We start from the raw sequence: 13416 nt of genomic DNA, 5'->3' as shown, positions 1-13416 counted from the left end.
GCCGGACTCCCGTCAGACCTCTTCGACGCTGCTCGGCTCGCGCCGGGACAGGTCGATGCCGAGCTCCTCCGCTGCGCGGAAGACGTCCTCGTCGGTGTCGCGCATCTCGATGGACATGCCGTCCGAGGACAGCACCTCCACGTTGAGGCACAGGGACTGCATCTCCTTGATGAGCACCTTGAAGGACTCGGGGATGCCGGGCTCAGGGATGTTCTCGCCCTTGACGATGGCCTCGTAGACCTTCACGCGGCCGGTCACGTCGTCGGACTTGATCGTCAGCAGCTCCTGGAGGGCGTAAGCGGCGCCGTACGCCTCCAGCGCCCACACCTCCATCTCACCGAAGCGCTGGCCACCGAACTGGGCCTTACCACCCAGCGGCTGCTGGGTGATCATCGAGTACGGGCCGGTCGAACGCGCGTGGAGCTTGTCGTCGACCAGGTGGTGCAGCTTGAGGATGTACATGTACCCGACCGAGACCGGGTCCGGGAACGGCTCGCCGGAGCGGCCGTCGAACAGCCTCGCCTTACCGGTCGGGAGCACCATGCGCTCGCCGTCGCGGTTCGGGATGGTGTGGTTCAGCAGACCCGCGAGCTCGTCCTCACGCGCACCGTCGAAGACGGGGGTGGCGACGTTGGTGCCCGGGGCGACCTGGTCGGCGCCGATCGCCTGGAGGCGCTGCGCCCACTCGTCCGCGAGGCCGGAGACGTCCCAGCCGCGGCTGGCGAGCCAGCCGAGGTGGATCTCCAGGACCTGTCCCGGGTTCATTCGGGACGGGACACCCAGCGGGTTGAGGATGATGTCGACCGGGGTGCCGTCCTCGAGGAAGGGCATGTCCTCGATCGGAAGGATCTTGGAGATGACACCCTTGTTGCCGTGACGGCCGGCGAGCTTGTCACCGTCGGTGATCTTGCGCTTCTGGGCGACGTAGACGCGGACCAGCTGGTTCACGCCCGGGGGAAGCTCGTCGCCCTCCTCGCGGTCGAAGACGCGGACGCCGATGATCTTGCCGATCTCGCCGTGCGGCACCTTCAGCGAGGTGTCACGGACCTCACGGGCCTTCTCACCGAAGATCGCGCGGAGCAGGCGCTCCTCCGGCGTCAGCTCGGTCTCGCCCTTGGGCGTGACCTTGCCGACGAGGATGTCGCCGGCGACGACCTCGGCACCGATACGGATGATGCCGCGCTCGTCGAGGTCGGCGAGGACCTCCTCGGAGACGTTCGGGATGTCCCGGGTGATCTCCTCCGGGCCGAGCTTGGTGTCACGGGCGTCGACCTCGTGCTCCTCGATGTGGATCGAGGAGAGGACGTCGTCCTGCACGAGGCGCTGCGACAGGATGATCGCGTCCTCGTAGTTGTGACCCTCCCACGGCATGAACGCCACGAGCAGGTTCTTGCCGAGCGCCATCTCGCCGTCTTCGGTGGCGGGACCGTCGGCGAGGACCTGGCCCTCGATGACGCGGTCGCCCTCGTCCACGACGACCTTCTGGTTCACAGAGGTGCCCTGGTTGGAGCGGGAGAACTTGTGCAGGCGGTACGTGATGTACGTGCCGTCGTCGTTGGCGACCGTGATGTAGTCGGCCGACAGCTCCTGGACGACACCGTCCTTCTCGGCCTTGAGCACGTCACCGGCGTCGGTGGCACAGCGGTACTCCATGCCGGTGCCGACCAGCGGCGCCTCGCTCTTGATGAGCGGGACGGCCTGACGCATCATGTTCGCGCCCATGAGGGCACGGTTGGCGTCGTCGTGCTCGAGGAACGGGATCATGGCGGTCGCGACCGACACCATCTGGCGCGGCGAGACGTCCATGTAGTCGACCTCGGACGGCAGGACGTAGTCGACCTCGCCGCCACGCTTGCGCACCAGGACGCGGTTCTCGGTGAGCCGCATGTCGTCGTTGAGCGCGGCGTTGGCCTGCGCGATGACGAAGCGGTCCTCCTCGTCGGCGGTGACGTAGTCGACCTCGTCGGTGACCTGGCCGTCGATGACCTTGCGGTACGGCGTCTCGATGAAGCCGAACGCGTTGACGCGGCCGTACGAGGCGAGCGAACCGATCAGACCGATGTTCGGGCCTTCCGGGGTCTCGATCGGGCACATGCGTCCGTAGTGGGACGGGTGCACGTCTCGGACCTCGAAGCCGGCCCGCTCACGGGACAGACCACCAGGGCCCAGCGCCGAGAGACGACGCTTGTGCGTCAGACCCGACAGCGGGTTGTTCTGGTCCATGAACTGGGACAGCTGGCTGGTGCCGAAGAACTCCTTGATGGAGGCGACGACCGGCCGGATGTTGATCAGGGTCTGCGGCGTGATCGCCTCGACGTCCTGGGTGGTCATGCGCTCGCGCACGACGCGCTCCATACGAGCCAGACCCGTGCGGACCTGGTTCTGGATGAGCTCGCCGACGTTGCGCAGACGACGGTTGCCGAAGTGGTCGATGTCGTCGGTCTCGACGACGATCTCGTTGCCGTTCTCGCCGATCGTCTCGGTCTCGCCCGCGTGGAGCTTGACCAGGTACTTGATCGTGGCGATGACGTCGTCGGTGGTGAGCACGCCGGCGTCCAGCGGCTCGTCCGCGCCGAGCTTCTTGTTCACCTTGTAGCGGCCGACCTTGGCGAGGTCGTAGCGCTTCGGGTTGAAGTAGAGGTTCTCGAGCAGCGTCTGAGCGGCCTCACGGGTCGGCGGCTCGCCCGGACGCAGCTTGCGGTAGATGTCGAGCAGCGCGTCGTCCTGGCCCTGGGTGTGGTCCTTCTCCAGGGTGGCGCGCATGGACTCGTACTCGCCGAACTCCTGGAGGATCTGCTCGGTGGTCCAGCCGAGAGCCTTGAGGAGGACGGTGACGGACTGCTTGCGCTTGCGGTCGATGCGGACACCGACCAGGTCGCGCTTGTCGATCTCCATCTCCAGCCAGGCACCCCGGGACGGGATGATCTTGGCGGAGAAGATGTCCTTGTCGGACGTCTTGTCGATCGAGGAGTCGAAGTAGACACCCGGCGATCGGACCAGCTGCGACACCACGACACGCTCGGTGCCGTTGATGACGAAGGTGCCCTTGTTGGTCATGAGCGGGAAGTCGCCCATGAAGACCGTCTGGGACTTGATCTCGCCGGTCTCGTTGTTGGTGAACTCGGCGGTGACGAAGAGCGGGGCGCCGTACGTGAAGTCACGGTCCTTGCACTCGTCGATGGAGTTCTTCGGCGGCTCGAAGCGGTGGTCGCGGAAGGTCAGCGACATCGACCCGGAGAAGTCCTCGATCGGCGAGATCTCCTCGAAGATCTCTTCCAGGCCGGACTTCGTGGGGACGTCCTGTCCCGACTCAAGGGCAGCCTCGACACGAGCCTTCCAGGCGGCGTTGCCGAGCAGCCAGTCAAAGCTCTCGGTCTGCAGCGCGAGGAGGTTCGGAACCTCGAGGGGCTCCTTGATCTTTGCAAAGGAGATGCGCAGCGGGGCGGTGCTTGCGCCGTTGTTCGTATTGGTCGAGGCGTTGCGCGAGGCGGCCAAGAGGGGGTCCTTCCGAGGGCTCGGACTCACTACGCGCGTACCGGTCCCCAGCAGTGCTTCACGGCAGACTTTTCCTGAGATGACCGAAAGGCCAGGTCAGACGGGGTCGGTCCACGAAGCGGATGCGAAGGTATGCCCCTGGTGACGGGCAGGGGGCAGCTAACAGGCAGCGCAAAGGGTCAGTGTAGCCAAGTGGCTCACTGATGTCCAGGGCGAATAATTCGCGACCCTCGTTGCTCTCAACTCCGCGGTGCCTCGCGCCAAGTGGCGCACCTCGATACTGCCCGTTCAGCCGTCGATCCATGCCTCGGAAACGGATCGTTGTGACGACGCGTCCTGAGAATTGCGCGCTGCGTGCGGTTCGTCAAGGCCCCCGGTCTGCGGGGCGCACGGCGAAGATCACCATACTCCGCTTCCGGCCACCCTCAGGGACCCCGCCACGCCCTTCCCGGGGAACGCCGAAAGGCGACCACCCACAAGGGTGATCGCCTTTCGGTGCTCCCGCGTTACACGGGGGCAGGAGTCAGCTCAGCGAGCCGAAACGGTCTTACTTGACCGTGACGGAGGCGCCGGCGGCCTTGAGGGACTCGGCAGCCTTCTCGGCGGCCTCCTTCGCGACCTTCTCGAGGACCGGCTTCGGGGTGCCGTCGACGAGGTCCTTGGCCTCCTTGAGGCCCAGGGAGGTGAGCTCGCGCACGACCTTGATGACCTGGATCTTCTTGTCGCCGGCACCCTCAAGGATGACGTCGAACTCGTCCTGCTCCTCGACGGCCTCGGCACCGGCGGCCGGGGCGCCCGGGCCGGCAACGGCGACGGCCGCGGCGGCGGTGACGTCGAACTTCTCCTCGAAGGCCTTCACGAACTCGGAGAGCTCGATGAGGGTCATCTCCTCGAACTGGGCGAGGAGGTCGTCCTGAGAGAGCTTCGCCATGATGGGCGATCCTTCCACTAATTCGGCAGGTGCCGGATGTATGTAGAGGCGGGCGTACTTTCGGCCCGCTGCGACCGTCCCCCTAGTGGGAGGCGGTCAATGCGCGAGCCGAGTTACTCGGCACCGCCCTGCTCGGCGAGCTTGACGCGAAGCGCCTCCGCGGTGCGGACGAACTTCGACGGCAGCGCCTGGAGGAGCGAGGCAGTCTGGGACTGCTTGCCCTTGAACGCGCCGGCCAGCTTGCTGAGCAGAACCTCGCGGGACTCGAGGTCCGCGAGCTTCTTGAACTCGTCGGCGGACAGCGCCTTGCCGTCAAGGACACCGCCCTTGATGACGAGGTTCGGGTTGTCCTTGGCGAAGTCACGCAGAGCCTTCGCCGACTCCACCGGGTCACCGGTGACGAAGGCGACCGCGGTCGAACCAGCAAGCTGGTCGTCCAGCGCGGCGATCCCGGCCTGGTTGGCCGCAATCTTGGTCAGCGTGTTCTTCACCACGGCGTACTGGGCGTTCTCACCGAGCGAACGACGCAGCGTCTTGAGCTGCGCCACGGTGAGCCCCGTGTACGAGGTCAGCACGACGGCGTTCGAGCTGCGGAACTTGTCCTCAAGCTCGGCTACCGCGGCAGCCTTGTCGGGCCTTGCCATAGAGCGTCGGCCTCCTTCCGGGTGATGAGGACCGCTCAGAAGGGGCTGACAAAACAAAACGCCCCGGCGCAGGCGCTCGGGGCTCAGCTCTACCGCATCACGAAGATCCGGGAACTCTTCCACAATCACCTGCGCGGGTCGTTCGCGTCTCAGCGAATCCTTCGGCCACCGCGCCCTGGGGCGCAGTAACGACCAGCGGTCTTTGGCTTCTGTGGAAGAGTACGTGACGGTGTCGGCTTCGGGCAAATCAGCTCTGACCGGCGCCCTCGCCGAGGCCCTTGAGCATCTCCATGAGGTCGAAGGTGTCCTTGGCCGGCGGGGCCTCGACGCTCGCCTTCGTGCCGTAGTCGGAGTAGAAGGCGGTCATGTTCATCGTGCCCTCGGGCATCTTCATGCCGACGACCATCTTGACCGGGTAGCCGTCGCCGTTGACCCAGAGCTCGGTGTCGTAGCCCTTGATCCCCGAGTCCTTCATCGTCGCGACGAGCTTGTCGCGGTCCGCCTTCGGCATGCCGTCGAAGGCCTTGTTGGCATCCAGCATGTCCTCGAAGGCGACCGAGCCCTTGTAGTGCTGGGCGTCGACGCCCTCGACCTTCTCCGGGCCGATGTGCTTGATGCCCGGGGCCTCCAGGAGGAGCGCGAGCTGCTGGGCCGGGTCCTGGTTCATACCGCCCAGGCCCTGCGACATCTGCTTCCCCAGGACGGCGTCCGTCTCCTTCGCGATACCCGCGAAGTCCATCTTCATCCAGCGCTTGCCGTCCATCTCGGCGGCCTGCTCGGCACCCATGTCCATGTACATGACGTTGTCACGCATGATCATGCGGATCTTCTCGGGCATTCCGGCGGCGCCCGCGCCGGCGAACATGCCCCCGGACATCGTCACGTCCATCGCGGCCGGGTCCCAGCCCTGCACACCGGTCATGGTGGTGGTGCCGGTGTCCGGGCCGGTGCCCGTCATCTCGATGGTCATCCGGATCTTCGCGGCCTTGGCCTCGGAGGTCTTCGTGTACGCGGCCCGGATGACCTTGGTGACGTCCTCCAGGCTCTGCGTCCGCGGCTTCACGGGCGCGTCGGCCGCCTTCGTGCCGCCGTCCTGACACCCCGCGACGCCCACCACGACGGCCGTGGCCGTCAGGGCGACGCCCGCGCGCTTCCATGCGGACACGTTCATGAGTGTTCCCCACCCCTTGATCAACGTCTTCACGGTTTCTTGGACCGTAACAAAGAACAGGCCCCCGCCTCTCCGAGGAGAGGCGGGGGCCTGTTGACCACTCAGCGAACCGATGGGGTTCAGACCGCGGCCGGGTCCTCCTCGACGAGGAGGTTGCGGGTGCGGTTGGAGTCCAGCGGGATGCCGGGGCCCATCGTCGTCGTCAGGGTCGCCTTCTTGATGTAGCGGCCCTTGGCGGCGGACGGCTTCAGACGGAGGATCTCCTCCAGAGCCGCGGCGTAGTTCTCCACCAGCTTGGTCTCGTCGAAGGAGACCTTGCCGATGATGAAGTGCAGGTTCGAGTGCTTGTCGACGCGGAACTCGATCTTGCCGCCCTTGATGTCGTTGACAGCCTTCGCGACATCGGGGGTGACGGTGCCGACCTTGGGGTTCGGCATGAGACCACGCGGGCCGAGGACGCGGCCGAGGCGGCCGACCTTGCCCATGAGGTCCGGGGTGGCCACCACGGCGTCGAACTCGTTCAGGCGGTTGCCCTTGGAGATCTCGTCGATGAGCTCGTCCGAGCCGACGATGTCGGCGCCGGCGGCGATCGCGGCCTCGGCACGGTCACCGGTCGCGAAGACCAGGACCCGGGCGGTCTTACCGGTGCCGTGCGGAAGGTTCACGGTGCCACGGACCATCTGGTCGGCCTTGCGCGGGTCGACACCCAGGCGGAAGGCGACCTCGACGGTGCCGTCGAACTTCGTGGTGGCGGTGTCCTTGGCGAGACGGACGGCCTCGAGGGGGGCGTAGTTCCGCTCCCGGTCGATCTTGGCGTCCGCGCCGCGGAGAGCCTTGCTGCGCTTCACTTCTTCTCCTGGTGGTTCAGGTGTGGAGTCGTGGTGCGGGCCGGCGCTGGCCCTACCACTGAAAAGGTCGAACGGGGGCTGCTCAGCCCTCGACCGTGATGCCCATCGAACGGGCGGTGCCAGCGATGATCTTGGACGCGGCGTCCAGGTCGTTGGCGTTCAGGTCGGGGAGCTTGACCGTGGCGATCTCGCGGACCTGGGCGGCCGTGAGCTTGGCGACCTTGGTCTTGTGCGGCTCGCCGGAGCCCTTGTCCACACCCGCGGCCTTGAGGATCAGCTTGGCGGCCGGCGGAGTCTTGGTGATGAAGGTGAAGGTGCGGTCCTCGTAGACCGTGATCTCCACCGGCACGACCATGCCACGCTGCGACTCGGTCGCGGCGTTGTAGGCCTTGCAGAACTCCATGATGTTGACGCCGTGCTGACCGAGCGCGGGGCCGACCGGCGGGGCCGGGTTCGCCGCACCGGCGTTGATCTGGAGCTTGATAAGCCCCGTGACCTTCTTCTTCTTGGGAGGCATTGCTCTCTCCGGGTCCTAGTGAGAGTGTTCAGCCCGCCATCCGGTCATCCGGATGGAGGCATACCGCACAACGATAACGGGTATACACGCGCGGCTAAAAACCGAGCAGGTCAGAGCGGCTGTGACAGCCACTCTGACCTGGTCGGAAACTTGATGAGATCAGTTCTTCTGGATCTGGTCGAAGCTGAGCTCGACCGGGGTCTCGCGACCGAAGATCTCGACGAGGCCCTTGACCTTCTTCGAGTCGGGGTTGATCTCGTTGATCGTCGCCTGGAGGGTCGCGAAGGGCCCGTCGGTGACGGTGACCGAGTCGCCGACCTCGAAGTCCAGGACCTGGACCTCCAGCTTGCGGGCCGGAGCCGGCTTGCCCTCGGCCTCGGCGGCCTCGCGGGCGGCCTTCTCCTCGGCCTCCGGGGCGAGCATCTTGACGATCTCGTCCAGGGTCAGCGGGTACGGGTCGTAGGCGTTGCCCACGAAGCCGGTGACGCCGGGGGTGTTGCGGACGACGCCCCAGGACTCGTTCGTCAGGTCCATGCGGACGAGAACGTAGCCGGGAAGCTTGTTCTGCTTGACGTTCTTCCGCTCGCCGCCCTTGATCTGGACGATCTCTTCCTCGGGGACCTCGGCCTGGTAGATGAAGTCCTCGACGTTGAGCGAGACGGCACGCTGTTCGAGGTTGGCCTTCACGCGCTTCTCGTAGCCCGCGTAGGTGTGGATGACGTACCACTCGCCGGGGAGGGTGCGCAGCTCCTCGCGGAGCGCGGCGACCGGGTCGACCGGGGCGGCCGGCTCGGCCTCCTCGTCGGTCTCTTCCTCGGCGTCCTCGTCCTCGACGCCCTCGGTGGCCTCGACGGTCTCGTCCTCGACGCCCTCGGTGGCCTCGACGGTCTCGTCCTCGTCGCCCTCGGCGGCGTCGACGTCCTCGTCGGTGTCCAGCTCGTCCTCGTCCTCGACGTGGAGAGCGGCTTCCTCCGCGGCCTCGCCGGCAACGTCGTCAGCAGCGTCGGCCTGGTCCTCGTCGGCGGCCTCGACGATGTCCAGCTCGTCCTCGACGGACTCGGACTCGAAGGCCTCGTTCAGGTTCGCGTCAGACACGGTGGCTGCTTCTTCCTGCGATACAGATGGGGTGGAACAAAAAGTCAGCCGAAGACGTACTTGACTGCTTCCTGGAAGCCATAGTCAATCACGGTGACAAGGCCGATCATGATGACGACGAAGACGATGACCACAGTGGTGTACGTCGACAGCTGGCTACGAGTGGGCCAGACGACCTTGCGGAGCTCCGCGACGATCTGACGGTAGAAGAGCGCGAGACGGCCGAGAGGGCCCTTCTTTCCGCGCTTGCCGCCCTTACGGGACTTCTTCTTCGACTCGGAGGTCTCGTCATCGGCATCAGGCATGTCGATGGAGCCTACGGCGTCCGTCACGATCTCTCACCTGATTCCGGGTCGGCCGTGCCGCGCCCGGGTGGAGCCGCACGGCGGTGCAATGAAGTACGTACATGCGCACAACACCTGGCGGTGTGTGTAGCAGGGCCGGAGGGACTTGAACCCCCAACCGCCGGTTTTGGAGACCGGTGCTCTACCAATTGAGCTACGACCCTTTGTTGGTGTCCCCCAACCTACCGCATCGTGAGATGTGGTCGGTGCGGGCCAACGAGCAGTGAGCATACGTGGTCAGAGGGCTCCACGTCGAACAGAAACCGCGAGCGGACCCCGACCGACCTGCCGTCGGACGCGCGTACGACCGGGAATGACCGTTCCTGTCCGGTCCGTGAAACCTGTGTGCCGGGCCTTCGGGCGGTCTGGGACGATGGGCCGTATGAGCGCTGCTACCCCTCCCACCGAGCGTCGGGTCTCCGCCCGGATCGGTGCGATCTCCGAGTCCGCCACCCTCGCCGTCGACGCCAAGGCCAAGGCCCTCAAGGCCGCCGGGCGCCCGGTGATCGGTTTCGGCGCGGGTGAGCCCGACTTCCCGACCCCGGACTACATCGTCGACGCGGCCGTCGAGGCCTGCAAGAACCCGAAGTACCACCGCTACACGCCGGCCGGCGGTCTGCCCGAGCTGAAGGCCGCCATCGTCGCCAAGACACTGCGCGACTCCGGTTACGAGATCGACGCCTCCCAGGTCCTGGTGACCAACGGCGGCAAGCAGGCGATCTACGAGGCCTTCGCGGCGATCCTCGACCCGGGCGACGAGGTCATCGTCCCGGCGCCGTACTGGACGACGTACCCCGAGTCGATCCGCCTCGCGGGCGGTGTCCCGGTGGAGGTCGTGGCCGACGAGACCACCGGCTACCGGGTCTCGGTGGAGCAGCTGGAGGCGGCCCGCACGGAGCGGACCAAGGTCGTCCTCTTCGTCTCCCCCTCGAACCCGACCGGCGCCGTCTACAGCGAGGCCGAGACCGAGGCGATCGGCCGCTGGGCCGTCGAGCACGGTCTGTGGGTGCTGACGGACGAGATCTACGAGCACCTGGTCTACGGCGACGCGTCCGCGGCCTCGCTGCCCGCGGTCCTGCCGGAGCTGCGCGACAAGTGCATCGTCGTCAACGGCGTCGCCAAGACGTACGCGATGACCGGCTGGCGCGTGGGCTGGATCATCGGCCCGAAGGACGTGGTGAAGGCCGCGACGAACCTGCAGTCGCACGCCACGTCCAACGTGAGCAACGTGGCGCAGGCGGCCGCGCTCGCCGCCGTGTCGGGCAACCTGGACGCGGTCGCCGAGATGGGCCGTGCCTTCGACCGGCGCCGCCAGACGATCGTGCGGATGCTCAACGAGATCGAGGGCGTGTACTGCCCGACCCCGGAGGGCGCGTTCTACGTGTACCCGTCGGTGAAGGCGCTGCTCGGCAAGCAGATCCGCGGCAAGCGTCCGCAGACCTCGGTCGAGCTCGCGGCGCTGATCCTGGACGAGGCCGAGGTCGCGGTCGTCCCGGGCGAGGCCTTCGGCACGCCGGGCTACCTGCGTCTTTCGTACGCGCTCGGCGACGAGGACCTGGCGGAGGGCGTGTCCCGGATGCAGAAGCTGCTGGCCGAGGCCACCGACTGACACCGGTCCCTGCCGTGCGGGCCCCCGGTTCTTCGGAACCGGGGGCCCGTTCTTGCGTTCTAGCAAGGTCCCGATCGGGGAAAGGGGGTGTCCTGGTCCATTCGGGTGCGGCAGGATCGGCCAATGGAGCACGTACGCGATCTCACCCTGCTGCCCAAGGCCCATCTGCACCTGCACTTCACCGGTTCGATGCGGCCCACCACCCTCATCGAGCTGGCCGACAAGTACGGCGTGCACCTCCCCGAGGCGCTGAGCAGCGGTACGCCCCCCAGGCTGCGGGCGACCGACGAGCGCGGCTGGTTCCGCTTCCAGCGGCTCTACGACATCGCCCGCTCCTGCCTGCGCTCGCCCGAGGACATCCGGCGGCTGGTGCGCGAGGCTGCCGAGGAGGACGTCAGGGACGGCTCCGGGTGGCTGGAGATCCAGGTCGACCCCACCTCGTACGCCCCGCATCTCGGCGGGCTCATCCCGGCCCTGGAGATCATCCTGGACGCGGTCGACGCGGCCTCGCGGGAGACCGGGCTCGGGATGCGGGTGCTCGTCGCGGCGAACCGGATGAAGCACCCCCTGGAGGCGCGTACGCTCGCCCGGCTCGCCGTGCGGTTCGCGGACCGGGGGGTGGTCGGCTTCGGGCTCTCCAACGACGAGCGGCGGGGACTGGCACGGGACTTCGACCGGGCCTTCGCGATCGCCCGGGAGGGCGGTCTGCTCGCGGCCCCGCACGGCGGCGAGCTGACGGGTCCCTCGTCCGTACGGGACTGCCTGGACGACCTCCGGGCCTCGCGCGTCGGTCACGGGGTGCGGTCGGCGGAGGACCCGCGGCTCCTTCGGAAGCTCGCGGAGCGCGGGGTGACCTGCGAGGTCTGCCCGGCGTCCAACGTGGCGCTCGGGGTGTACGAGAGGCACGAGGACGTACCGCTGCGGACCCTCTTCGAGGCGGGGGTGCCGATGGCGCTCGGCGCGGACGACCCGCTGCTCTTCGGCTCGCGGCTCGCCGCCCAGTACGAGATCGTCCGCCGGCACCACGGGTTCACGGACGCGGAACTCGCGGAGCTGGCCCGGCAGTCGGTGCGGGGCTCGGCGGCCCCGGAGGGCGTCCGGGCGAAGCTGCTCGCGGGGATCGACGACTGGATCGCTAGCTGAGCCCTCGCAGCAGGGTGCGGGCGACGGCGCTCGCGAAGTCGTCGACGGAGTCCGGCGGCCTGCGGTCCGGGGTCGCCTCCCAGGCGAAGGCGCGCTGGGCGCAGGCGCCGAGGAGCAGGGACGCGGCCGCCATCGGGTCGGCGTCCGCGGCGACGCGGCCGTGCCGCTGCTCGGCGCGCAGATAGGCGGCGAGGCCCTCGATGGGCTTGTGGGGGCCGCTGCCGTACGTGCGCATGGCCTCGTCGTGGCGCTGCTTGAGCTGCGGTTCCGCGTAGAGGGAGGCGAGGACCGGGAAGGTCTGCTCGTAGAAGAGGGCCGCCTGCCGGGCGATCTCGGTGAGGTTCTCCTCGACGGTGCGGCCACCGGGGTCGGCGGCGAGCGTGCCGAGGAGTCCGCCGAGCTGGGGCAGCCGTTCATTGAGAACGGTGAGGAACAGCTCTTCCTTGCTGGTGAAGTACTTGTAGAGCGCGGCTTCCGAGCAGCCGGCGGCCTTGGCGATCTCCTTGGTCGTGGTGCGGGCGAGGCCCGCCGTCCGCATCAGGTCGCGAGCCGCGTCGACGATCCGTACGCGGGTCGGCTTCTGTTCCATGCATCCTCCAACGACGCTTGACGCGTGAGTGAGTATCCACCCACCCTGGGGGTGAGTGAATACTTACCCACCCCAGGAGGGCGACATGGAGCTCACGGTCTTCGGTGCGACCGGCGGCATCGGCCAGGAGATCGTCCGGCAGGCCCTGGCCTCGGGCCATCGGGTGACGGCGGTGGTGCGGGACCCGGCGCGGCTCACGGCGACCGGCGAACGGCTCACGGTCCTCCGCGCGGACCTGTCCGACCCGGAGGCCCTGCGCGGCGCCGTCAAGGGCCGGGACGCGGTGCTCTCGGGCCTCGGGGCCCGGAGCCGCGCGGACGCGGGGGTGGCCGCGCGGCTGACCCGCTCGGTGCTCACGGCCATGGAGGCGGAGAAGGTGCGCCGCCTCCTGGTGGTCAGCGCGGCCCCGCTCGGCCCGGTCCCCGACCGCCAGGCCCTACTGGACAGGGCCGTCCTCGCGGTCGTCAACGCGGTCCTGAAGGACGTCTACGCCGATCTGCGGGTCATGGAGTCCGACCTCGCCACCAGCACGACGGACTGGACCTCCGTACGCCCGCCCAAGCTGACGGACAAGCCGGCCACGGGCCGCTACCGCACGGTCGTCGGCGGCACCCCGCCCCGCGGCCGCTCACTCGCCCGCGCGGACGTGGCCCACGCGATGCTGGCGATGATCGACGACCCGGCGACGGTCAAGCAGGGCGTGGGCGTGGCCTATTAGGGCGGCGGCTCCAGGGCGTGTCCGGCGGATCAGGGTCGGATAGGTCGCGGCGCCTGGTGCGGCGCATCGCAAGGCGCCGGAGCGTCCTGATAGCGGAGCTATTCGGGCGTTTCGGCAACGCGGCGAGGTGCCGTGCCAGGCGTCGCGGCCCCGGCCATGATCCGCCGGACACGCCCTAGTAGTGCTTCGTTACGTTGGGTGATCTTTCCTGTTGGTGGGCATCTTCCGGCTATGAGACTGGGGGAGGTGGAACGGCTCCGGGGTGAGGTGGCGGAGTTCGTTGCCGATGTGTTCGCCTCGCTGCCGCGGCGG

General features: G+C 67.8%; 12 protein-coding genes and 1 tRNA gene. 3 read left to right on the top strand and 10 right to left on the bottom strand.

Annotation, left to right across the window (positions count from 1 at the left end):
• Window positions 1–12 precede the first annotated feature (12 nt).
• From rpoB to ACFWUY_RS16560, 9 genes are all read right to left on the bottom strand, one after another.
• A complete protein-coding gene (gene rpoB / locus ACFWUY_RS16600; protein ID WP_384108007.1) occupies window positions 13–3495 on the bottom strand; it encodes a DNA-directed RNA polymerase subunit beta in 3483 nt (1160 codons plus the stop codon).
• A 547-nt stretch (window positions 3496–4042) separates the two neighbouring features.
• A complete protein-coding gene (rplL, locus tag ACFWUY_RS16595; protein ID WP_266968276.1) occupies window positions 4043–4426 on the bottom strand; it encodes a 50S ribosomal protein L7/L12 in 384 nt (127 codons plus the stop codon).
• A gap of 113 nt (window positions 4427–4539) precedes the next feature.
• Complete coding sequence (rplJ, locus tag ACFWUY_RS16590; RefSeq protein WP_384108004.1) at window positions 4540–5070, bottom strand: 50S ribosomal protein L10; 531 nt, start codon at window positions 5068–5070, stop codon at window positions 4540–4542.
• Between the two features lie 247 nt (window positions 5071–5317).
• On the bottom strand, window positions 5318–6241 hold the full coding sequence (locus ACFWUY_RS16585; protein ID WP_384108002.1) for a hypothetical protein: 924 nt from the start codon (window positions 6239–6241) through the stop codon (window positions 5318–5320).
• A gap of 119 nt (window positions 6242–6360) precedes the next feature.
• Complete coding sequence (gene rplA / locus ACFWUY_RS16580) at window positions 6361–7089, bottom strand: 50S ribosomal protein L1 (RefSeq protein WP_384108000.1); 729 nt, start codon at window positions 7087–7089, stop codon at window positions 6361–6363.
• Window positions 7090–7171: 82 nt separating this feature from the next.
• Window positions 7172–7606, bottom strand: coding sequence for a 50S ribosomal protein L11 (rplK, locus tag ACFWUY_RS16575; RefSeq protein ID WP_015035536.1), 435 nt, complete (start codon window positions 7604–7606; stop codon window positions 7172–7174).
• Window positions 7607–7765: 159 nt separating this feature from the next.
• Window positions 7766–8701, bottom strand: coding sequence for a transcription termination/antitermination protein NusG (nusG, locus tag ACFWUY_RS16570; RefSeq protein ID WP_384107998.1), 936 nt, complete (start codon window positions 8699–8701; stop codon window positions 7766–7768).
• Between the two features lie 44 nt (window positions 8702–8745).
• Complete coding sequence (gene secE, locus ACFWUY_RS16565; protein ID WP_384107996.1) at window positions 8746–9033, bottom strand: preprotein translocase subunit SecE; 288 nt, start codon at window positions 9031–9033, stop codon at window positions 8746–8748.
• A gap of 103 nt (window positions 9034–9136) precedes the next feature.
• A tRNA-Trp gene (locus ACFWUY_RS16560) sits at window positions 9137–9209 on the bottom strand.
• A 218-nt stretch (window positions 9210–9427) separates the two neighbouring features.
• Here ACFWUY_RS16560 and ACFWUY_RS16555 point away from each other — a divergent pair.
• Window positions 9428–10654, top strand: a complete 1227-nt coding sequence (locus tag ACFWUY_RS16555; protein WP_384107994.1) for a pyridoxal phosphate-dependent aminotransferase — start codon at window positions 9428–9430, stop codon at window positions 10652–10654.
• A 123-nt stretch (window positions 10655–10777) separates the two neighbouring features.
• Entirely contained in the window at window positions 10778–11797 is a 1020-nt protein-coding gene (locus ACFWUY_RS16550) for an adenosine deaminase (RefSeq protein WP_384107992.1), read from the top strand.
• Here ACFWUY_RS16550 and ACFWUY_RS16545 read toward each other — a convergent pair.
• Window positions 11790–12386: a TetR/AcrR family transcriptional regulator gene (locus ACFWUY_RS16545; protein WP_384107990.1), complete on the bottom strand. Its 597-nt coding sequence runs from the start codon at window positions 12384–12386 to the stop codon at window positions 11790–11792. The genes ACFWUY_RS16550 and ACFWUY_RS16545 overlap by 8 nt on opposite strands.
• A gap of 85 nt (window positions 12387–12471) precedes the next feature.
• On the opposite strand from ACFWUY_RS16545, the gene ACFWUY_RS16540 reads away from it, so the two are divergent.
• Window positions 12472–13104: an NAD(P)-dependent oxidoreductase gene (locus ACFWUY_RS16540; RefSeq protein ID WP_384107988.1), complete on the top strand. Its 633-nt coding sequence runs from the start codon at window positions 12472–12474 to the stop codon at window positions 13102–13104.
• Window positions 13105–13416: the final 312 nt, after the last annotated feature.

This window comes from Streptomyces sp. NPDC058664, from assembly GCF_042716635.1.
GTDB lineage: Bacteria > Actinomycetota > Actinomycetes > Streptomycetales > Streptomycetaceae > Streptomyces.
The sequence above is the reverse complement of the archived record's forward strand: the minus strand, read 5'-3'. Positions and strand labels throughout refer to the sequence as shown.